Origin of the sequence: Micromonospora carbonacea (assembly GCF_014205165.1) — a bacterium.
Classification (GTDB): Bacteria; Actinomycetota; Actinomycetes; order Mycobacteriales; family Micromonosporaceae; genus Micromonospora; species Micromonospora carbonacea.
In genome coordinates this window covers 1999481-2020342 of the sequence record NZ_JACHMZ010000001.1, presented here as the reverse complement: position 1 = coordinate 2020342, position 20862 = coordinate 1999481, and the positions used below count along the sequence as shown (strand labels likewise).

General features: G+C 73.4%; 15 protein-coding genes. 5 read left to right on the top strand and 10 right to left on the bottom strand.

Going from position 1 to position 20862, the window contains the following annotated elements:
* The first annotated feature begins 10 nt into the window (after positions 1-10).
* Together HDA31_RS08940 and HDA31_RS08935 are read left to right on the top strand one after the other, a co-directional pair.
* The gene (locus tag HDA31_RS08940; RefSeq protein ID WP_178065625.1) at positions 11-1471 is read left to right on the top strand and encodes an NAD-dependent succinate-semialdehyde dehydrogenase; all 1461 of its coding nucleotides are present in this window, start codon (positions 11-13) and stop codon (positions 1469-1471) included.
* Positions 1472-1657: 186 nt separating this feature from the next.
* Positions 1658-2893, top strand: a complete 1236-nt coding sequence (locus HDA31_RS08935) for an iron-containing alcohol dehydrogenase (RefSeq protein WP_178065626.1) — start codon at positions 1658-1660, stop codon at positions 2891-2893.
* Positions 2894-2950: 57 nt separating this feature from the next.
* Here HDA31_RS08935 and HDA31_RS08930 read toward each other — a convergent pair whose 3' ends face one another.
* The gene (locus HDA31_RS08930) at positions 2951-3727 is read right to left on the bottom strand and encodes a DUF6585 family protein (protein WP_178065627.1); all 777 of its coding nucleotides are present in this window, start codon (positions 3725-3727) and stop codon (positions 2951-2953) included.
* 80 nt (positions 3728-3807) lie between these two features.
* Positions 3808-4674 carry a helix-turn-helix transcriptional regulator gene (locus tag HDA31_RS08925; RefSeq protein WP_178065628.1) on the bottom strand — a complete coding sequence of 289 codons (867 nt, stop codon included), beginning with the start codon at positions 4672-4674 and terminating at the stop codon, positions 3808-3810.
* A 154-nt stretch (positions 4675-4828) separates the two neighbouring features.
* Here HDA31_RS08925 and HDA31_RS08920 point away from each other — a divergent pair, with 154 nt between their 5' ends.
* Positions 4829-5677, top strand: a complete 849-nt coding sequence (locus HDA31_RS08920) for an SDR family NAD(P)-dependent oxidoreductase (protein ID WP_178065629.1) — start codon at positions 4829-4831, stop codon at positions 5675-5677.
* A gap of 91 nt (positions 5678-5768) precedes the next feature.
* On the opposite strand, the gene HDA31_RS08915 is transcribed toward HDA31_RS08920, so the two are convergent.
* Both HDA31_RS08915 and HDA31_RS08910 read right to left on the bottom strand, forming a co-directional pair.
* Positions 5769-6449 (bottom strand): response regulator, encoded by a 681-nt coding sequence (locus tag HDA31_RS08915; RefSeq protein ID WP_178065630.1) that lies wholly within the window; start codon positions 6447-6449, stop codon positions 5769-5771.
* Positions 6446-7675 (bottom strand): sensor histidine kinase, encoded by a 1230-nt coding sequence (locus HDA31_RS08910; protein WP_178065631.1) that lies wholly within the window; start codon positions 7673-7675, stop codon positions 6446-6448. Before HDA31_RS08910 ends, HDA31_RS08915 begins: the two co-directional genes overlap by 4 nt.
* A 184-nt stretch (positions 7676-7859) precedes the next feature.
* Between HDA31_RS08910 and HDA31_RS08905 the strand changes: the two genes are divergently transcribed.
* Positions 7860-10025: an MMPL family transporter gene (locus tag HDA31_RS08905; protein ID WP_178065632.1), complete on the top strand. Its 2166-nt coding sequence runs from the start codon at positions 7860-7862 to the stop codon at positions 10023-10025.
* 195 nt (positions 10026-10220) lie between these two features.
* Here the strand turns inward: HDA31_RS08905 and HDA31_RS08900 are convergent, their stop codons facing one another.
* The 5 genes from HDA31_RS08900 to HDA31_RS08880 all read right to left on the bottom strand — a co-directional run bounded on the left by HDA31_RS08900 (position 10221) and on the right by HDA31_RS08880 (position 19060).
* On the bottom strand, positions 10221-15512 hold the full coding sequence (locus HDA31_RS08900; RefSeq protein WP_178065633.1) for a type I polyketide synthase: 5292 nt from the start codon (positions 15510-15512) through the stop codon (positions 10221-10223).
* Positions 15513-15586: 74 nt separating this feature from the next.
* Positions 15587-16630 carry a ketoacyl-ACP synthase III family protein gene (locus HDA31_RS08895; RefSeq protein WP_178065634.1) on the bottom strand — a complete coding sequence of 348 codons (1044 nt, stop codon included), beginning with the start codon at positions 16628-16630 and terminating at the stop codon, positions 15587-15589.
* Between the two features lie 761 nt (positions 16631-17391).
* Complete coding sequence (locus tag HDA31_RS08890; protein ID WP_178065635.1) at positions 17392-17799, bottom strand: carboxymuconolactone decarboxylase family protein; 408 nt, start codon at positions 17797-17799, stop codon at positions 17392-17394.
* The gene (locus HDA31_RS08885; protein WP_246384700.1) at positions 17796-18308 is read right to left on the bottom strand and encodes a MarR family winged helix-turn-helix transcriptional regulator; all 513 of its coding nucleotides are present in this window, start codon (positions 18306-18308) and stop codon (positions 17796-17798) included. Before HDA31_RS08885 ends, HDA31_RS08890 begins: the two co-directional genes overlap by 4 nt.
* A 2-nt stretch (positions 18309-18310) precedes the next feature.
* Positions 18311-19060 carry an MBL fold metallo-hydrolase gene (locus tag HDA31_RS08880; RefSeq protein ID WP_246383997.1) on the bottom strand — a complete coding sequence of 250 codons (750 nt, stop codon included), beginning with the start codon at positions 19058-19060 and terminating at the stop codon, positions 18311-18313.
* A gap of 183 nt (positions 19061-19243) precedes the next feature.
* On the opposite strand from HDA31_RS08880, the gene HDA31_RS08875 reads away from it, so the two are divergent.
* Positions 19244-20293, top strand: a complete 1050-nt coding sequence (locus HDA31_RS08875; protein ID WP_178065637.1) for an NAD(P)-dependent alcohol dehydrogenase — start codon at positions 19244-19246, stop codon at positions 20291-20293.
* Positions 20294-20428: 135 nt separating this feature from the next.
* Here the strand turns inward: HDA31_RS08875 and HDA31_RS08870 are convergent, their stop codons facing one another.
* On the bottom strand, positions 20429-20806 hold the full coding sequence (locus HDA31_RS08870; RefSeq protein WP_141723719.1) for a hypothetical protein: 378 nt from the start codon (positions 20804-20806) through the stop codon (positions 20429-20431).
* Positions 20807-20862 lie beyond the last annotated feature (56 nt).

Genomic DNA, 20862 nt, shown 5'->3' with positions numbered 1-20862 from the left:
AGGCGACGCGATGAGCGACCCAACGAACGTCCTGGCCCCCGAGCACCGGCGGCTGCGGATCGGCGACGCCTGGCGCGCCGCCGCCAGCGGAGCCACCTTCGCCGTCGAGGATCCGGCCACCGGCAAGACCATCGCCGAGGTGGCGGACGCCGACGTCGTCGACGGCCTCGCCGCCCTGGACGCGGCGAGCGGCGCGATGGCGGGGTGGGCGGCGACCCCGCCGCGGAGGCGGTCGGAGTTGCTGACCGCGACGTACCGGGCCCTGACCGGGCGGTCCGAGGAGATCGCCCGGCTGATCACGCTGGAGATGGGCAAGCCGCTCGCCGAGGCGCGGGCGGAGGTCGCCTACGGCGCCGAGTTCTTCCGGTGGTTCGCCGAGGAGGCGGTACGCGTCGAGGGGCGCTACGGCACCGCTCCCGCAGGCGGATACCGCATCCTCACCGTGCCGAAGCCGGTCGGACCGTGTGTCTTCGTGACGCCCTGGAACTTTCCGTTGGCCATGGGCGCCCGCAAGATCGCTCCCGCGCTGGCCGCCGGCTGCACGACGATCACCAAACCGGCCGCGCAGACGCCGCTGACCATGCTGTTGCTGGCCCGCATCATGGAGGAGGTCGGCGTACCCCCGGGTGTCGTCAACGTGGTGACCACCAGGCGTTCCGGCAAGGTCGTCTCCGCGCTGCTGGCCGACAGCCGGACCCGCAAGCTCTCGTTCACCGGGTCGACCGAGGTCGGGCGCGTGCTGCTGCGGCAGGCCGCGGACAACGTGCTGCGCACCTCGATGGAGCTGGGCGGCAACGCGGCCCTGATCGTGTGTGCCGACGCCGACCTGGACGTCGCGCTCGACGGGGCCATGGTGGCCAAGATGCGCAACATCGGGGAGTCCTGCATCGCGGCCAACCGGATCTACGTCGAGGAGCCGGTGCGCGAGGAGTTCACGGCGCGCTTCGCCGAGCGGATGGGCGCGCTGTCGGTGGGCCACGGTCTCGACGACGGCGTGGACGTCGGGGCGCTGATCGACGAGGCGTCGGTCGCCCAGATCGACGAACTCGTCGCCGACGCGGTCGACCGCGGCGCGCGGGTCCTGGTCGGCGGCGGGCGTCCGGACGGGCCGGGCCACTTCTACCCGCCGACGGTCCTCGTCGACGTGCCCGAGGACGCCCGGCTGCTCCGGGCGGAGATCTTCGGCCCGGTGGCGCCGATCATCCCGTTCACGTCCGACGACGAGGTGCTGGCGAAGGCCAACGACACCGAGCACGGCCTGGTCGGCTACGTCTTCACCCGTGACCTGCAACGGGCGCTCCGGTTCGCCGAGGGGCTGGAGACCGGAATGGTCGGCATCAACCGTGGTCTGATCTCGGACCCGTCGGCCCCGTTCGGAGGCGTGAAGCAGTCCGGGATCGGCAAGGAGGGGTCGCACGAGGGCATCCTCGAATACCTCGACCTCACCTACGCGGCGATCGACCTGCCGTGACCGTCCCGCCGCCCCGCGCGCTCGCCGCGGATCACCGCGCCCCGCGCACCCATGACCTGACCGGCCTTCACCCGGGGGACGGCTGCGCCACCCGGGCGGCCGACCTCGCCGACGCCGTCCCGGTCACGCAGGTGACCTGGACGTCCGCCCAGCACACCGCCGCCGACGTTCCGGAGAGGCACCGACATGCTTGAGACCGTCCGCGGACCACGCCAGCTGATCGTGGGCGAAGGGGTCGCGCAGAACATCCCACGGGTGGTGGCCGAGAGCGGCTCGCGGGTCCTCGTCGTGACCGACCGGGTCCTGCTGGGGCAGCCGGGCGTCGCCGGGATCGTGGCCGCCGTGCGGGAGCAGACCGAGGCCGTCGAGGTGTTCTCCGACGCGACCCCGGACGTTCCCCTCACCGATGTCGCCCTGGCCGTCTCGGCCGCCGCCCGGGTGGACGCCGACGTGATCCTCGCCATCGGCGGCGGCACGGTGATCGACCTCGCCAAGATCGTCGGCGTCATCCGGCGACACGGCGGGACGCCGCGCGACTTCTACGGCGAGTCGAGGGTGCCGGGGCCGACCATTCCGCTCGTCGCGGTGCCGACGACGTCCGGCACCGGCTCCGAGCTCACCCCCGTCTCGGTGCTGACCGACCCGGAGCGCGCGCTGAAGGTGGGGGTCTCCAGCGTCCACATCGTGCCCGACTTCGCCATCGTCGACCCCGAGCTCACCTACACCTGCCCCGCGACCGTCACCGCCCACTCCGGCATCGACGCGTTCTGTCACGCGGTGGAGAGCTACACGGCGCGACCCCGGCCGCACGGGCCGCGCGACCCGGTGGAGCAGGTGTTCCTCGGCCGCAACCCGGTCACCGACCACTACGCGCTCCTGGCCGCGGAGCGGATCGCCCGCAGCCTGCGGCGCGCGGTCGCAGACGGGGGCGACACCGACGCGCGCGCGGACATGTCCTACGGGTCCATGCTCGCCGGGCTCGCCTTCTCCCACGCGGGCAACGGCGCCCCGCACGCCCTCCAGTACCCCATCGGCGCGGCCACCCACACGCCGCACGGCCTGGGCGTCGGGCTGCTGCTGCCCTACGCGCTGGACGCGGCCAGGGACGCCATCAGCGACCGGCTGGCCGACCTCGCCCGGGTGTGCGGGCTCGACGTGGCCGACGCCTCGGACGCCGAGGCCGCGGACGCGTTCCTCACCTGGCTCGACGGCCTCCTCGCCGACATCGGCATCCCGGCCAGCCTGGCGGACATCGGCGTGGCCCGCGCCGACCTCCCGCGCTTCGCGGAGCTGGCCGGTGGCGTCACCCGTCTGATCCAGAACCACCCGGGCCCGACCGACACCGCCAGCCTCACCGCGATCCTCGAAGCGGCCTGGGCCGGGGACCGGGCCCGGGACGTCCGGACTCCGCAGGGACGGTGACCGGCCTGTCACCTGACGCCGGGGCGCCTGCCCCGCCCTGGCTGCCGCAATGCCCGGCTACGCGGTGACGCCGGCCTCGCCCTCGGGCTCGTCGGCGACCGGCCAGCGCCGCATCAGGTGCAGCAGGACGGCCACGTCGGGGATGTTGCGCAGCCGCTCGGAGATGACCGGCCGGCGCTGCCCGGCCCAGATCTTCAGGCGGGTCTTGCCGCATTCCACGTTCGTGATGGCGGAACGGGTGACGAACTCGCTGCCTCGGCGCACCCCCGCGCCGGTCAGCGTGACCGGCCCGAAGGTCGCGGCGCCGGTGCGCAGCGCCTCGTCGACCTTGACCGGCAGCACGGCGGCGGCAGCGAACTTCTCCACGTGCGCGACCAGCTCGTGCTTGTCCCTGTAGTCGGGCTTGGCCAGGTCGACGACCGTGCCGTCCTTGAGCTCGACGCGGCCCTGCAGGACCTCCACGTACGCGCTGACCAGGTAGAGCACCCGGACCCAGACCCGCACGTGCGCCACGTCGTCCCAGGTGAACAACGAGGTGACGGCGCCGGTGTGGTCGACGGTCAGCGAGCCGTTGTCGTACAGGTAACGGCACCTGCCCGCCTTGCGTCGGGTCACCCACGCGGCGAGCGCGGCCAAGGCCAGCAGGCCGGCACCGAGCGCGACGACGGCCTGGGCGCCGCCGCTCACGAGGATCAGGACGACGCCCAGCACGGCGACGGCCACCGTGATGGAGATGTCGGCGCCGACGGAGGACCGGTAGCGGCCGACGGTCTCACCCAGCCCGAGCTCGGCGGCGACGTCCACGTAGGACTGTCCATTGACATTGCTCTGCATGGATGCATCTTCCGGCCGCCCACCACGGCCGGTCAACGGTGCGTGGGCGACCGGCTCACATGGCGAGTTCTGCGGACGCGCTACCGGGCCGGATCCGCCCGACGGACCGGCTCACCGACTGTCAGGCCGAGCAACCGCAGGTTCTCCTGTGACGGGCTGCCCGGGTCCGTGGTGTAGAGGAACAGGGTCTGGTCCTCGTCGCCGGGCAGCGTCAGGGCCTCGTACCGCAGGGTGATCGGCCCGACGGCGGGATGGATCATGTGTTTGACCCCGTGGGTGCGCTCGTGCACCTTGTGGCCGTTCCACCACGTACGGAACTCGGGGCTCTTGATCGTCAGCTCGCCGACCAGTTCGCTGAGCCTGGTGTCGTCCGGGTGGCGGCCGGCGTAGAGGCGCAGCGTGCCGACGACGTCCGCGGCCACGGACGGCCAGTCGAGGAAGGCGGCGCGGGCGTCGGGGTCGAGGAAGATCCACCGCGTGTAGTTGCGGTCCCGGGGCGGCAGCCGCGTCCAGTCGGTGAGCAGGGCCCGGGCGAGCAGGTTCGCGGCCAGCACGTCGGTGCGCCGGCCCAGGATCAGCGCCGGGTGCTCGGTCATCGAGGCGATCATCTGCTGCATGGCCGGGCGCACGCGTTGCGGCGGCGCCTGCCTGGCGCGTCGCCGGGCCGGTCGCGCGAGGTCGGCCAGGTGTGCGCGGGCGGCCGGCTCCAGCCGGAACACCCGCGCCAGGGCGTCGACGACCGCGTCCGACGGGGTGCTGTGGCGGCCCTGCTCCAGGCGGGTGTAGTAGTCGACGCTCACCCCGGCGAGCTGCGCCACCTCCTCCCGACGCAACCCGCGTACCCGCCGCCCGGCCGCCGCCTCCGGGGCGACGATCCCGGCCGTCTCGGGGGTCGTTCGCGCCCGGCACGTCCGCAGAAAGTCGCTCAGGTCCGTGTTCGCCGCCATGTCAGGAATTATGGCGCGGCCAGTCTTCCGGCGAGAAGACCGTGCGGGGGCATGGCGTTCCCAGGTAGCGCTGGGCCAGATCGGACCTGTCGACGCCGGTGACACAGCTCCCAGGATGGAACCCGTCGAGATCCGACACCACGAGGAGAGACCCATGTCGCACCCCACCACCTGGTTTGTCACCGGCACCTCGCGTGGCCTGGGACTGGAGCTGGTCACCCAGCTGCTGCGCCGCGGCGACGCCGTGGCCGCCACCACCCGCACGGCGCGGCGCCTCGACGAGGCACTCGGCGGAGCCGATCGGTCCCGACTGCTGATCCTCGAGCTCGACCTCACCGACGAGGCGGCCGTCGCGGCAGCCGTCGACCAGGCCACCCGGCACTTCGGCCAGATCGACGTGGTGGTCAACAACGCCGGTTACGGCTTCCTCGGCGCGGTCGAGGAGGTCTCCGACACCGAGGCCCGGCGGATGTTCGACGTACAGGTCTTCGGAGTCTGGAACGTGCTACGGGCCGTGCTGCCGGCCATGCGGGCCCGGCGTGGCGGCCGCATCATCAACATCTCGTCGATCCTCGGCATGACCGCGTTCCCCGGCTGGGGTCTCTACTGCGCCGGAAAGTACGCCCTGGAAGGCCTCACCGAGGCCCTGGCCGCCGAGGTCGCCGGGTTCGGCATCGACGTGAATCTCATCGAGCCCGGCTACACGCGCACCGACTTCCTGCGCACCACGTCTCTCGGCCTGCCGTCGGCGACGATCGCCGGTTACGAGGCGATCCGGGAGATGACCGAGGCGCACCTGGCGATGCCCGGCACCCAGCTCGGCGACCCGGTCAAGGCCGCCGCCGCGATCATCGACGTGGCCGCCGACGGCAGGGCCCCGTTGCACCAGCTGCTCGGCTCCGACTCGTACGGGCTGGCGAAGGCCCGCATCGAAGCGCTGGCCGCCGATGTCGAGAACGGCCGCGAGGTGGCCTTCTCCACCGACGGCACGCCGGACGCGTAACCCGGTGGCGGGTGCGGTAGCTGCGCGAGCTGGCGCTCCGTGTCCCTGGGCGGCCGGTCACCCGGCACGGGGCGCCGCCGCGTCCGTGTCCTCAGGTGTCGGGCAGGGGGTCGCCGGGCCGGACCAGGTGGTGCTGGTAGGCGAAGACCACCAGTTGGGCCCGGTCGCGCGCGCCCAGCTTCATCATCGTGCGGTTGATGTGCGTCTTGACCGTCAGCGGAGACAGGTGGAGCCGTTCGGCGATGGCGTCGTTGGACAGCCCGTGCGCGACCAGGAGCAGGATCTCCTTCTCCCGGCCGGTGACCAGGTCGAGCTCCGGGAGTTGCCGGGCCGGCGGCTGGAGGTGGTGGATCAGCCGGCTGATCAACCCGCTGGTGGCCCGGGGCGACAGCAGCGCCTCCCCGTCGGCGACCACCCGGATGGCGTTGACCAGGTCGCCGGGGGCCACGTTCTTGCCCAGGAAGCCGCTCGCCCCGGCCTGGAGGGCGTAGATCACGTTGTCGTCGTTGTCGAAGGTGGTGAGCACCAGCACCCGCACGCCGGCGAGGCGCTCGTCGGCGCCGATGCGGCGGGTCGCCTCGATGCCGTCCAGGACGGGCATGCGGATGTCCATCAGCACGACGTCGACCCGGCTGCGGTGGCACAGGTCGACGGCTTCCCGGCCGTCGGCGGCCTCGCCGACGACCTCCAGGCCCGGCTCCGCATCGATGATCATCTTGAAGCCGGCGCGGATGAGCGCCTGGTCGTCGGCCAGCAGCACGCGGATGCTCATGTCACCTGTCCCTCCGGGCGGCGGGCGGAAGCCCCGGGTGGCTGCGGGGCGTGGGGGTTGAGGCGGTTGACCGCCCGTTCGTCGGTGGGCAGCTCGGCGTGCACGCGGAACAGGCCGCCGTCGACCGGTCCGGCGACGATGGTGCCGTGCGCGGCCGCGGCCCGTTCCTGCATGCCGAGCAGCCCGAACCCGAAGCCGGTCCGGCGTCCGCCGGACCCGGCCGTCCGGTTGGTGACCTCGATGCGCACGGTGTCGGCGGTGTACTCCAGGTCCACGGTGGCGCCGCCGGCACCGTAGCGGTGGGCGTTGGTCAGCGCCTCCTGCACGATGCGGTACGCGGCCAGGCTCACCACCGCCGGCAGCGGCCGGGGCTCGCCGTGCTGCCGGTGCCGCACGGCGAACCCCGTGGCGCGCAGCGCGGCCAGCAGCTCCGGTAGGCGTTCCACGCCGGGTGCCGGTTCGGTGCTGCGGGCCTCCTCCGGATCACGGAGCACACTGATCACCGACTTGATCTCCTCCAGCACGGTGTCGGCAGCGGTGCGGATGTGCCCGAGCACGGGCCACACCTTGTCCGGCTCGTTGCGCAGCACGTGGTTGGCGGCGCCGGCGTGCACGCTGATCACCGTGATGTGGTGGGCGACGACGTCGTGCAGCTCCCGGGCGATGCGCAGCCGCTCGTCCATCACCCGGCGGCGGGCCTCCTCCTCGCGGTTGAGCTCCGCCTGCCGGGCCCGCTCGGTCACCTCCGCGACGTACGCCCGGCGCATCCGGACGGCGTCCCCCGCCGCCGCCCCGCCGAAGATGATCGCGAACGCGGTCAACTGGTCCGCGTTCCACCAGTCGGCGCGGTACACCACGAACCCGGTGAGCATGAGCGATCCCCACATGAGGGACGCGTAGACCCAGGGCCGACGACGCGGGCTGGCCAGCCCGGCGGAGTAGGTCAGCAGGCCCGCCACCAGGAACATCCCGTCCGGTGGGCGGCCCAGCGCGACGGTGAGCACGAAGACCGCGCTGGCGGCCAGCACGACCGGCACGGGATGCCGGCGGCGCGCCAGGATCAGCACGGCGCACACCGCCGCCAGCAGCACCGTGCCGCCGTGCACCGCGTTCGGGCCCAGGTACAGCACCAGCGCGCCCCCGGCCGCCGCGAGCAGCACGTCGCCCAGCGGGCCGCGGTAGCGGTCGAGGCGTCGGGGCCACCACTGCCTGATCGCCGCGTCCATGGTCACGACGGTAGTGCGGCAGGCCGGCCCCGATCGACCTGTTCCCGCGGTAGCGCCACGCCGCCTGCCTACTGCGCCCGCAGTACCCGGACGCCTGCGTCGGCGGGACGACGTGACCCGGCGCCGGCCGGGATCGTGGAACCGCTCTCGGAACCGGGGCCGTACGACCGACGGAGGAACATTCGTGGCGACCATCCTGTACCGCCTGGGGCGACTCTCCTTCCGGCGTCGCCGGCTGACGCTGGTCGTGTGGGCGCTCTTCCTCGGCCTGTTCGGCGTGGGGGCGGCCCAGCTGTCGGGGCCGACCAGCGACGAGTTGACCGTCCCCGGCACCGAGTCGCTACAGGCGCTGGACGTGGTGGCGGACAGGTTCGGCGACGGCGGGGACACCGCCACGGCGAAGGTGGTGTTCACCGTCTCCGGCGACGCCGCGCTGACCGACCGGGAGCCGCAGGACACCGTGCGGGCCACGATCGCCGCCCTGCGCACGGCGCCCCAGGTCACGGCGGTCACCGACCCGTACCGGGCCGGAACGATCGCACCGGACGGCAGGACCGGCTACGCCACCGTCGCCTACGCGGTGGACGCGACCGGGGTGGACGCCGCCTCCCGCGCGGCACTGCTCGCCGCCGGCGACGCCGCACGGCACGCCGGCCTCGGCGTCGAATACTCCGGAGAGGTCACCGAGCAGGCCGGAGCCGACGACGGCAGCGAGGCGCTCGGCATCCTCGTGGCAGCCGTCGTCCTGCTCGTCACCTTCGGCTCACTCGTCGCCGCGGGCCTGCCCGTGCTCACCGCGGTCGTCGGCGTCGCCATCGGCCTGCTCGGCATCGAGATCACCACCGGCTTCCTCGACCTGACCTCGAACACCGCCGACCTCGCCACCATGCTGGGCCTGGCCGTCGGCATCGACTACGCGCTGTTCATCCTGTCGCGCCACCGCCACGAGCTCGCCGCCGGCCACGACGGCGAGGAGGCCGCCGGCCGGGCTGCGGGCAGCGCCGGGTCCGCCGTGGTCTTCGCCGGCCTGACCGTCATCATCGCCCTCGCCGCGCTCGCGGTGATCGGGATCCCGTTCCTGGCCGCCATGGGCGTCGCGGCCGCCGCAGCCGTCGCCGTCGCCGTCGTGATCAACCTGACGCTGCTGCCGGCCCTGCTGGGCTTCGCCGGCCGCAGGGTCCTGCCCCGGGCCCAGCGCGACGGCAGGGGCGGCCGGCCCGCCGGCACCCCGTACGGCGAGCGCTGGGCGCGCGCCGTGCTCAGGCACCGCGTCCCGGCGCTGGTCCTGTCGGTCGTCGCCGTCGGTGTGGTCGCGGTCCCTGGGCTCGACTTGCGGCTGGCCCTGCCCGACGACAGCTCCTCCTCCCCCGCGTCCACCCAGCGCAAGGCGTACGACCAGCTCGCCGAGGGCTTCGGGGCGGGCGTCAACGGGCCCCTGCTCCTCGTGGTCGAGGCCCCCGCCGGCACGGTCGCCGCCGCAGGCGAGCAGGCGCGGCGGCTCGCCTCCGGCCTCGACGGCGTGGTGCTCGTCACCCCGGCGACGCCGAACCGGGCCGGCGACACCGCCACCCTCACCGTCGTTCCCCGCGGCGGCCCCACCAGCGAGGAGACCAGGCAGCTCGTGCACGACCTGCGGGCCCGGCAGGCGGACTTCACCGCGGCCACCGGCGGCGCGACCCTGGCCGTCAGCGGCCGGACCGCCGTCGACATCGACGTGTCGGAGAAGATCAACGACGCGCTGCTGCCGTACCTGTCCGTCGTGGTCGGCCTCGCGTTCATCCTGCTGATGGTGGTGTTCCGCAGCATCCTGGTGCCGATCAAGGCGACGGCGGGGTTCCTGTTGTCGGTGGCCGCCTCGTTCGGCGCCCTGGTCTTCATCTTCCAGCAGGGCAACCTGGCCGGCGTCCTCGGCGTCGCGTCGACCGGCCCGATCGTCAGCTTCATCCCGATCTTCCTGATCGGCATCCTGTTCGGCCTGGCCATGGACTACGAACTGTTCCTGATCATCCGGGCCCGGGAGGAGTTCGTGCGCGGGGCCGCCCCGGACGAGGCCGTCGTGTCCGGCCTGCGACACGGCGCGCGGGTCGTCACCGCCGCGGCACTGATCATGATGAGCGTCTTCGCGGGCTTCGTCCTCGTCGACGACATCGTCATCAAGTCGCTCGGGTTCGCCCTCGCATTCGGCGTCGCCGTCGACGCCCTGCTGGTCCGCATGACCATCGTCCCGGCCGTGCTGTCGCTGCTCGGCAGGTCCGCGTGGTCGCTGCCGCGCTGGCTGGACAGGGCCCTGCCGAACGTCGACGTCGAAGGCGGGCGGCTCGCCGAGCGACTCGCCAGGAACGAGCACTGACCAGATCCGAAGAAACGGGCGGCGGCCGGGCGACGGCCGCCGCCGTCCCCGACGCCGCGCTGGTGCTGATCGCCGGCCTGGGCCACGACCTGCCCGAGGGCGGGTGGGACCGGGTCGTCGACGCCGTCGCCACCAACGCCGCCCGGGCCTGACGCACCCACCCGAGCGTCGCCGGGGCTCCGTCGGGCGGATGCGTCAGGACACCGCCGACGCCACGTCCCGCTCCCCGTCCCCGGCGGTCAACAGCTCGGTCAGGTGGTCGGCGATGGCGGTGACGGTCGGTTGGTGCCACAGCAGCGTCGCCGGGAGCACGTGGCCGAACCGGCTCTCCAGGCTCCGCCGTACGACGATGGTCATCACCGAGTCCAGACCCTGCTCGGACAGGGAGCGGCGGGGGTCCAGACCCTCGCCGGACAGCCCCGTCTCGGCGACGATCCGTTCGGTGACCTCCGCCAGGAGGCGGCTGCGCAACTCCTCCGGGGTCAGGCCGCTGAGGTCGACGACCTCGGCCGGTCCGGCCTCCGCCGGGTCGGCCGCGCCGACGCCGGCCACCGTCTCGGCCAGCACGACGGGCCGGTCCATGCCGGGTTCCACGGGCAGGACCCGCAGCACGGTGCACTGCCCCGCGCCATGACGGTACGCCCAGTCCCACGCGTCGAACGCCTCCCGGACGGAGATCGCGCCCACCCCGCGGGCCCGCAGTTCGAGGTCGACGACCTCGTTGACCGACATGCCCTTGGACCGCCACGACGTCCAGCCGAGGCTGAGGGTGACGTCGCCGTCGGTGGCCTGCCGGAACGCCGCCAGCGCGTCCAGGAAGACGTTGGCCGGCCCGTAGGTGCTCTGGCCGGGCAGCCCGAGCAACTGCCCGCACGACGAGAAGAACACGAGGAAGTCGAGGGTGCCCGGCGGGAACAGCTCGTGCAGCGTCCACGCGCCCGCGGCCTTCGGCCGCAGGACCGTGCGCACCGACTCCTCGTCGACGTCGGCGAGCATCCGGTTGTCGAGCACACCGGCGGCGTGGACGACGCCACGGATCGGGGGGAGCCCCAGCCCGTCGGTGTCGAGCAGCGCGGCGGCCCGCTCGGCGTCGCCGATGTCCAGGGCGACCGAGTGGACGGTGACGCCGAGCGCCTCCAGGTCGCGCACCACCCTGATCTGCGCGCGCTGGCCGTCGTCGGCCGGGTCGTCCCAGGTGGCCCGTGGCGGCAGTGCGCGGCGACCGGTCAGCACCAGGCGTCGGGCGCCCCGCTCGACCAGCCACTGGGCGACCTCCAGCCCGAGCGCGCCCAGCCCACCGGTGACCAGATAGGTGCCGTCCGCCCGGCAGGTGAACGGCGCACGGGTCGGCGCGCCGTCCACGGCGGTGATCCGCGCGACCTCGAAGCCACCGTCGCGCACGGAGACCACGTCCTCGGCCGGGGCCGCCCCGAACAGGCGGAGCACGAGGTCGGCGGGCACGTCGTCCCCGCACGGGACGTCCAGGGTGCCGCCCCACAGCTGCGGAAGCTCGCTGCGCAGCACCCGCCCGAGCCCCCACAGCGGGGCCAGCGCGAGGCCGGCCCCGGTGCGGCCGTCCCGCACGCCCGTGGTCAGGCACCACAGCCGCGGCGCCTGCGCCGGCGGACCGCCGGCGAGGTGCTGTGCCACCGACGCCAGCAGCCAGGTGGCGCGGGTCGCCGCCTCGGCGGGCGGGTCGTCGGACACCGCCGGCAGCAGCAGCACGTCCGTCCACGCGCCCGGCGCCGGCACCAGCCGGGCGAGGGCGGCGGGGTCGGGCACCACGCGTACCGGCGCCCCGGCCGCCGACAGGCGCTCTCGCCAGTCGTCCGCCGCCCGCGCGTCGGCAGCGACCAGGACCACCTCGCGGCGGTACGGCTGCCCGTCCGCCTCCGCGAGCTCCAGCTTCCGCCACACGGTCCCGTGGACCAGGTGCTGCGGCGCCACGGAGTCGGCCGTGACGTCCGGCATGCCCGCGTACCGCAGGCCGGCCAGCGTGGCCAGGACGGCACCGTGTCCGTCGCTGATCGACACGTCCACGAGGTCCGGGCCGGCATCGCTCACGACGACGTCGATGACGGCCGTCTCCGGCGGCTCGCCGACGATGCGCACCTCCCGTACCCCGGCGACCATGCGCAGGGCGGGCACCGGATCCGCCACCGGGGCGACGGACAGGGCGGCGTCGAGCAGCGGCGCCCACGTCCCCGCCGGGTGCTCGGGCCGCTCGGCGCGGACCCGGGCGCGGAGCCCGCGGGGGCCGCGGCGCAGCTCCTCGACGGTCCAGTCGAAGGCCATGGTGGGTACGCCCACCGAGGCGAGGTGCCGCGCGACGGTAGCCGGGTCCTCGGCGGTGGTCTCCAGGCCGTCCGGCGGCGGCGACGGGGGCATCGCGGCAGGCGACGCCGGGACCAGTGCGCTGGTGTGCACGAGCCAGGGCCGCTCGGTGCCGGTGCCGTGGTCCTGGTCCTGGTCCTGGTCCTGACCCTGCGCCTGGGAGGCCAGCCGCAGCACGCCGTCGGCGTAGCTGACCTGGACCTCGCGGTGCTCGTCGGTGAGCGGCACCCGGAGGGAGACGTCCCTGAGCACGGGCCTGGCCCCGCCGTCCGCAGCGGCCCGCAGCAGCGTGTTGATCAGGACGGCGGCGGGGACGATCTCGACGCCGTTGATCGTGTGACTGCCCGGGTACGGCCGGCAGGACCCGTCCAGCAGGGTCCGCCACAGCCGCATGCCGTGTCCGCCGACGGGAACCTCGGTGCCGAGCAGGGTGTGCGAGTCGCCGTCGTGGCAGAGCCCGGGCCCGGCCCCCCGGGGCCGGGTCTCCCGCCAGAGCGGGCGGCGCTGCCAGGCGACGGTGGGCAGGGCGGCCAGCCCGCCCGCCGGCTGCAACGTCGCCCAGTCGAGCGCGACGCCGCGGCAGTACAGGGCCCCGGCGTTGGCCAGCAGCGTCGCCCGTTCGGGCTGGTTGCGTCGCAGCGACGCGCCGACGAAGGCGTCGCCGTGCGGGTCCGCCAGCGTCTCGCGGATCGAGTGGGCCACGACCGGATGGCTGGAGATCTCCACGAACGTGCGGTGTCCGTCCTCGGCCGCCGCCAGGACCGCCGCGGCGAGCCGTACCGGGTTCCGCAGGTTGGCGGCCCAGTAGGCACCGTCCACGAACGGCGTGGCGCACGGCTGCGGCATCGAGGTGCTGTACATCGGGATCCGCGGCGACGCGGGCGACAGGCCGGACGCCGCCTCGGCGAGCTCGGCGAGCAGCGGATCCATGTGCGGGCTGTGGAAGGCGACGTCGGAGGCGACGCGCCGGACGTCGACGTCCTCGGCGGCCCACCGCCCCATGACCTCCTCCACCGCGGTGGGGTCACCGGCGACCACTGTCGACACGGGCGAGGAGGCGATGGCGGCCACCACGTCGGCGCGTCCGGACAACCGGCGGGTCACCTCGTCGAAGCCCAGCCCGACCATCGCCATGGCGCCCTGCCCGGCGACCCGGCGCAGCAGCCGCGACCGCCGGCAGATCAGCACGCCGCCTTCCTCCAGCGTCAGCGCGCCGCTGACGACCGCCGCGGCGATCTCGCCGACGGAGTGCCCGATGACGGCGTCCGGCGTGACGCCGTAGGAGTTCCAGACCGCCGCGAGGCCGACCTGCAACACGAAGATCATCGTCTGGATCCGGTCGACCTCCACGAGGTCGCCCTCGGCGAGGACCGACCGCGGCGAGAAACCGATCTCGCGCGTGAAGACGGGGGCCAGCGTGTCGACGACGGTGGCGAAGGCCGGTTCGGTGGCGAGCAGTTCCCGGCCCATCCCGGTCCACTGGGAGCCGTGCCCCGAGAAGACCCAGACCACGCCCCTGCCCGGCCCGGGAGGCACGACGCCGGAGACGGTCCCCTCCCCCGGCCTGCCGTCGGCGACGTGGCGCAGCCGCGTGACGAGTTCCTCCCGGTCGGCCGCCACCACCGCCGCCCGACGGCCGAGGTGCGACCGCCGCAGCGCCAGGGTGTGCCCCACGTCGGCGAGCGTTCCCCCGGCGGCGGGGTCCGACAGCCACGCCGCCAGGTCACCCGCCTGCTCCCGCAGCGCGGCCTCCGACGCCGCGGACAGCGGGAACAGCAGCCCTGCGGCGGTCGCCCCCGTCGGCGCGGGCTCCGACCGGGCCGGCGGCGGGGCCTCTTCCAGCACGAGGTGGGCGACGGTTCCGCCGTACCCGAAAGCGGACACGCCGGCCCGGCGCGGATGGTCCGTCCGGGGCCAGGCGGTCGGTTCGGTGACCACGCGCAGACCGGCGTCGTCCCAGTCGATCGCGGGGTTGCCGGTGGTGTGGTGCAGCGTCGGCGGTATCTCGCCGTGGCCCAGCGCGAGAACCGCCTTGATGACCCCGGCCACGCCCGCGCCGGCCTCGAGGTGGCCGATGTTGGACTTGACCGAGCCGATCAGGCACGGCCGGCCGGGTTCCCGGCCCGCGCCGTACACGGCGCTCAGCGCGGAGGCTTCCAGCGGATCGCCGAGCCGGGTGCCCGTGCCGTGGGCCTCGACGTAGTCGACGGACCGCGGGTCCACCCCGGCCTGCGCGCAGGCGCGGGCCAGCACGTGCCGCTGCGCCTGCGCGTTGGGCGCCATGATGCCGTTGGTACGCCCGTCCTGGTTGACGGCGCTGCCCAGGATGGTCGCCAGCACCCGGTCGCCGTCCCGGCGCGCGTCGCCGAGGCGCTTGAGCACCAGGACGCCGGCGCCCTCGCCACGCCCGTACCCGTCCGCCGAGCTGTCGAACGACTTGCACCGCCCGTCCGGGGCGGTGGCCCCCGCGGCGTCCAGGGTGAGGGTGAGGCCCGGGGAGACGACGAGGTTGACGCCGGCGGCCAGCGCCACCGGGCTCTCGCCCGTCCGCACGCTCTGGCAGGCCAGGTGCAGGGCCACCAACGACGCCGAGCACGCCGTGTCGACGGCCAGGCTCGGCCCCCGCAGGTCCAGGGCGTACGAGATCCGGTTGGCCACCGCGCACATGGCGGAGCCGATGCCGGTCCACGCCTCGATGGTGGGCAGGTGCTCCAGGAGCCGCCGCCCGTAGTCGTCGGAGCCGACGCCCACGAAGACGCCGGCGTCGCTGGCCGCCAGGGAGTGCGGGGGGATGCCCGCGTGTTCGAGCGCCTCCCAGGCGACCTCCAGCAGCAGCCGTTGCTGGGGGTCCATCAGCTCGGCCTCGCGGGGGCTGAGCCCGAAGAACTCGGCGTCGAAGCCCTCGATGTCCGGCAGGAAGCCGCCCCAGCGGGTGGCCCGCCGCAGCGCGGCGGCAAAGTCGCCCCCCAGGTCGGCGTAGGGCTGCCACCGCCGTTCCGGCAGGAGGCCGATGCCGTCGCGGCCGGCGCGCAGCATCTCCCAGTAGCTCGCCGGGCTCGTGGCGCCGCCGGCGAACCGGCACCCGACGCCGATCACCGCCACCGGACCGGTGTCGGCCGGCGAGGATTCTCCGGGGCCTTCCGTAGCGACCATTGGCGTGTCTCACCTTCTGACGACGGGGCGTCGTTCCCCGCGCGCCGGACTGACCGACAGGGGCGGATGCCGGCTCAGCCGAGCCAGGACGGGCGGTGCAGGATCTTGACGACGGCGCTGCACGCGGTCATTCCGGGGCCGAGGCCGAACAGCAGCACGTGGTCCCCCGCGCCGATCTCCCCCGCGGTCAGCAGGTGGTCCAGGGAGACGACCTGGTCGCTGGCGCCGATGTGCCCGACGGTGCGGCCGAAGTCCCACGTCGACCGGGACAGGGGCAGCCCGAGCATCGCGAGGTAGCGGTTCTCGATGATCTCCCGGGAGAAGTTCATGACGGCGATACGGCTGACGTCGTCGATCGTGATGCCCGCCTCGGCGAGGTTCCGCCCGATGACGTCGGGGACCGTCTGGTACACCCGGTCCCACACCGCGGTGCTTCCCGTTTCGGCCATGGCCTTCGCGTTGAAGGACTCGCCCCGGCCGGCGAGGTCGAGGTCCCGGCCGACGAGGCAACCGGGCGGGAACAGCGCTTCGCCGCTGCGGTGCACCTCCTCCGCCTCGGGGACGGTCGTCGTGCACACCGAGAGCAGCTGGGCGAACCCGGGCTCCCTGCCCAGCAGCACCGCGCAGGCGGCGTCGCCGAGGATGAAGCCCGCGCCCGTGCGCCACCTGTCGATCAGCGGGGTGCCGAAGTTGTCGGACGCGACGAGCAGGGCCGACTCCCGTTCGGGAACGGCGCGCAGGTAGCTGGCGGCCAGCTCCAGCGCCCCGAACATGCCGTTGCAGCCCTGCCGGATCTCGATCCCGAGGGCCCGGTCGCAGCCGAGGTTGCGCTGGACGAAGAACTGCGGCTGCCAGCCGTCCGGGCCCTGGTGCCAGGAGTCCGCGTACAGGATGAGATCGGTGTCCTCCGGCCGCTGGCCGCAGCGCTTGAACGCCTCCTGGGCCGCCGCGAGCGCCATCTCCGGGGCCGAGATCATGCCCGCGACCGCGGCACCGCCCAGATCGTGCGCCTCGACCTCGTCGCGCGGGTACAGGCCCCGCCGCACGGCCTGCTCGACGCTCACCGTCTGCGGCAGGAACACTCCGAGCCCTTTGAGATACACATCGGACGTACGCACCGTGCCTCCTTCGATTCGACGATCATGAGCGGGCGGATCACCGGCGGGCCGGGAGCGCCGGGGGACGCGCCGCGCAGCGGATCACCAGGCGGCGCGGTCCGCGGCCACGGCACGGGCGCTGACCGTTGTCGAACGTGCGGTGCGGACTCGGGGAGGACGGGACGTCGGGGGCGTCCGGGGACCGGGCGGAGGGTCGGCGGGCGGCTCAGGCGGGTCGGCGCCACGGACGACCCCGCGGTGGCGACGTCGTCCTCCGGCCCGTCGGGAATTCTGTGGAGACAGGTCCGTTCGCGCCCGCCTCGACGTCCCGACCCCGTGCCGCGCAGCAGTTCATGTCAGCTCCAGTGCCAGACTCGGTCGTGACGAGGCCGGGAACCGGGCACCCACGGAAAGCACGTCGCCCGCCCCCTCGCCGATCCAGATCTCCGTGCACACTCCTCCGCACCGACCAGGGTAGGTCGGTCCGCTAAAGCCGATCTAATATCGATTTTTCGTGATGCGTGGGGCGGGGTGGCGTCAGGTCCTCGTCGGGCCGTTCCCGCGGCGGCCGGACGAACGGGCCACACACGATTCGCCACTCAGCGCAAGGCGTCGGGCACGCTTCGGAAGATCCGCTACTTTCCGAGACCTGATCGCCACGCCTGGATCGCCGTACCCCCGACCGAACGCGGCGCGACGCCGCAACCGGACGAGTTGGCCGAGCAGAACGGGGCGATCGGGAGAGCCGGCCCCGCCGTGCAGCTGGTCGACGGGGTCCGGCCTCAGTCGACGGCGACCGCGGCGGGTCGTGGCGCCGTGCCCAGGACGGTGGCCATGGCGACCGATGCCGCCGGCTGACCGAGGTAGGCGGTCAGCAGCACCATCAACTCGGCCAGGCCCTCTTCGGTGACACCGGCGGCGCGGGCGGCGTTCAGGTAGGTGATCAGCCGGGCATCGACGACGTGTTGGCCGACGAGGGCGGCGATGACGGCGACGCTGCGGTCGCGGTCGGTCAGTCCCGTTCCGGACCATCCGGGTCCGCCGGCCGCGAGGAAGGCCTCCCGGGCGTACTGTGCGCCGGCTCGCCCCGCGAGCATGCGCTCGGCTTCGTCCTCCGGGACGCCGAGGTTGCGGGCGTACACGGCGCGGCCGGCGGCGATGCGGTCGGCCACGTCGTCGGACGCGTTCATATGCACGATCCCGGGTCTTCGGCCGAGCCGATGATGAGGTAGAGGGCCCGTCGCAGCTGTGCGACCTCGGCCGCCGGGATGGGCCGGACCGCGTCGGCCTCGCGGGCTTCGGTGCCGGCAGCGACAGCCGCCCGCGCCGCGTCGCCCTTCGGGGTGATGGCGATGATGCGGGCCCGCCGGTCTCGCGGGTTGACGCGCCGCGAGACGAGTTCCATGCGCTCGAGCCGGTCGATCTCCGCGGCGAGAGTCGTCTTGTCCATGCCGAGGGCTTGCCCGAGTTCGACCTGGGTGAGATCGGCGGTCTTGTGCAGGGCGCTGAGGACGATGTGGTCGCGCAGCGACAGGCCGTGGCGTTCCGCTTCCGCGCCGACGAGTGCGTGCATCCGCTGGGCCGCCCGGTGGAGCAGCCACGTCAGCTCGGAGTCGGGCCCCGGTCCCAGAGTGGGGCGCTGCGGCGCCTCGTCGTCGGTCGTCGGATCGGGGCGGCTCGGGGCGGGTGAGGCAGGCATGGTCACAGTGTCACGCTCGGGAACCGGGGCGGCAGGAGCGGGATGCTGTCGTAGGCGGCGACATCGTGGGCCGGAACGACCTGCACCACGCGGCTGAGGGCGATGCTGCGCCGCAGGCCGACCCGGACGGCCCTGGCGTCGACATCGGCGACGCGGCGCATCAACCACGGGCGTTGCGCGCCACGGGAGATGCCGTCCAGCTGCCAGGTGAGGTCGCCGATGAACGCGTACCGCTGCCCGGAGGGCAGCGTGACGAATACGACGACGGAGCCCGGGGTGTGCCCCGCGGCGAGGGCCACGACCACCGAGCCGTCTCCGTAGAAGTCGAAGCTCGCCGGAAAGCCGAGATACTCCGGGCCGTCGAAGGCGTACTCCCGGATCTCCAGGCCCTGCGACACCGCGCGGAACACCCTGCCGTGCGAGTCGTCGGCGCCGTAGCGGTTCTCGGCCTCGTTGATCCACACCGGCACCCGCAGGGAGTCCAGGCCGCTGACGTGATCCCAGTGCACGTGCGTGACGAGCACGCCCAGAAGCCGGGAGCGGTCATAGCCGGCCGCATCGAGCTGCTGCGCCGCGGTCCGGCCGAGCCGGTGGGGAGCGCGCTCCATGCGCGCCAGCATCCTGATGTGCTCTGCCACGTGCTCGCCGAACCCGGCGTCGACGAGCAGGTCGCCCTTCGGGTGGGAGATGAGCACGGCGGTGGCCGCGAAATCCCGCTTGTCCCGTACGGACCCTCCGGTCACGGCGAACACCGCTCGCGTCCTGTACGTGCCGGTGGGCAGACGGTACAGCGCCATGTCCGCCGGCGGAGCCGCCTCGGGCAGCCGGCGTGTCCAGTACGAGGACGGTGAGATGACCATACGCGAAACCGTACGACCCAAGAACGTCCGAGTCAAGACTATCCGAGTCAAGAGCATTCAACCGCCAGGGTCCCCGTGCGGACGACCATCGGATGGCAGAGCGTGGACGGCACCGTCGCCTTGCAGCGGGCGACGTTCGAGCGGCGGGACCTGCGGGGCGACGACATCGCGGTCCGCGTCGACTACTGCGGCGTCTGCCACAGCGACCTGCACCTGCTCAACGGCATGATGCCGCACTACAAGAGCGCCGCCGGCGTCGTGCCCGGCCACGAGTTCACCGGCACGGTCACCGCCGCCGGGGCCGAGGTGACCCGCTTCGCTCCCGGCGACCGGGTCGCCGTCGGGACCCTCGTCGACTCCTGCGGGACCTGCCCCATGTGCCAGGTCGGCCAGGAGAACTTCTGCCTCGAACGCCCGACCAGCACGTACGGCAGCCCCGACCGGCTCGACGGCACCATCACGCAGGGGGCGTACAGCCGCGAGTACGTGCTGCGGGAGAAGTTCGCCTACCGGCTGCCCGCCGGCCTCGACCCGGCCGGTGCGGCTCCGCTGATGTGCGCCGGCATCACCATGTGGGAACCCCTGCGCGAGGCGGGAATCGGCTCCGGTAACCGGGTGGCGATCGCCGGCCTCGGGGGCCTCGGGCATCTGGGGGTCAAGCTCGCCGCCGCGCTCGGCGCCGAGGTGACCGTGCTGAGCCGCACCCCGGGCAAGGCCGACGACGCCCGCAAACTCGGCGCCGCCGATCTGCTCGTCACGACCGATGACGCCCAGCTCGCGCGGGCCGCCGGTCGCTTCGACCTCATCCTGGACACCATCTCCGGCCCGCACGACCTGTCGCCGTTGCTGCGGCTGCTGACCCTCGAGGGCACTCTCAGCGTGCTCGGCTTCCCCATGCAGACACCGGTGAACCTCATGGAACTGAGCTTCGGCCGCAAGAAGCTCAGCTCATCGGGGACCGGCGGCACCAGGCACACGGCCGAACTGTTGTCCTTCGCCGCCGAGCACGGCATCACCGCCGACATCGAGCTGCTGCCCTCCGCCCAGGTCCAGCAGGCCTTCGACTGTCTCGAACGCGGCGACGTCCGCTACCGCTTCGTGCTGGACCTCGCCGACCTCGACTGAGACACCCCCGCCACCGGCATCCGGGCCCGCATCGACCGGGTCGTCGCCGACCGAGCTGTCCTGCGGCCTGGTGTCGCACACCTGCGGCGCCGAGGTGAGGCGCGTGCCGCCTCACCTCGGCGCTCCTGCGACGGGTCAGGATCCCGACAGGGTGAAGTACGGCGACCCGGGAATGCTGCCGTACGTCCGGAACACGCTCTTCTTCAGGTCGTTGATGTTCCGGGTGCCGAGGTAGACCGTGACGCCGTTCTTGTAGCCGTAGACGTTCACCGGCTCGCTGGTGTACTTGCCGAAGTGGACCGAGGAGCAGCCGCCCGGCGGCGCAACGTACGTGGTCAGGCCGCCGCGATACGGAAATTCGAGGTACGAGCTGTAGTTGCCCTTGCTGCACACCCCCGTCGCGCCAGTGGCCGCGAGGGCCGGACTCGCGGACGCGAGCGTCCCCACCGTGGCAGCAACGGCGAGCAGGCCGACAATCTTTGCCCGTCGCCGATTCTGAACGTTCTTGGCCATGCTGTTCCACTCCCGCCTGGTTGCCAGTTGCCTGGCGCATCTGCGTACACCTCGTG

Bases quoted from the DNA above. Each gene is read 5' to 3' on its own strand.
- HDA31_RS08940 (WP_178065625.1), top strand. From the start codon at position 11: ATGAGCGACCCAACGAACGTCCTGGCCCCCGAGCACCGGCGGCTGCGG.
- HDA31_RS08935 (WP_178065626.1), top strand. From the start codon at position 1,658: ATGCTTGAGACCGTCCGCGGACCACGCCAGCTGATCGTGGGCGAAGGG.
- HDA31_RS08930 (WP_178065627.1), bottom strand. From the start codon at position 3,727: ATGCAGAGCAATGTCAATGGACAGTCCTACGTGGACGTCGCCGCCGAG.
- HDA31_RS08925 (WP_178065628.1), bottom strand. From the start codon at position 4,674: ATGGCGGCGAACACGGACCTGAGCGACTTTCTGCGGACGTGCCGGGCG.
- HDA31_RS08920 (WP_178065629.1), top strand. From the start codon at position 4,829: ATGTCGCACCCCACCACCTGGTTTGTCACCGGCACCTCGCGTGGCCTG.
- HDA31_RS08915 (WP_178065630.1), bottom strand. From the start codon at position 6,449: ATGAGCATCCGCGTGCTGCTGGCCGACGACCAGGCGCTCATCCGCGCC.
- HDA31_RS08910 (WP_178065631.1), bottom strand. From the start codon at position 7,675: ATGGACGCGGCGATCAGGCAGTGGTGGCCCCGACGCCTCGACCGCTAC.
- HDA31_RS08900 (WP_178065633.1), bottom strand. From the start codon at position 15,512: ATGGTCGCTACGGAAGGCCCCGGAGAATCCTCGCCGGCCGACACCGGT.
- HDA31_RS08890 (WP_178065635.1), bottom strand. From the start codon at position 17,799: ATGAACGCGTCCGACGACGTGGCCGACCGCATCGCCGCCGGCCGCGCC.
- HDA31_RS08885 (WP_246384700.1), bottom strand. From the start codon at position 18,308: ATGCCTGCCTCACCCGCCCCGAGCCGCCCCGATCCGACGACCGACGAC.
- HDA31_RS08870 (WP_141723719.1), bottom strand. From the start codon at position 20,806: ATGGCCAAGAACGTTCAGAATCGGCGACGGGCAAAGATTGTCGGCCTG.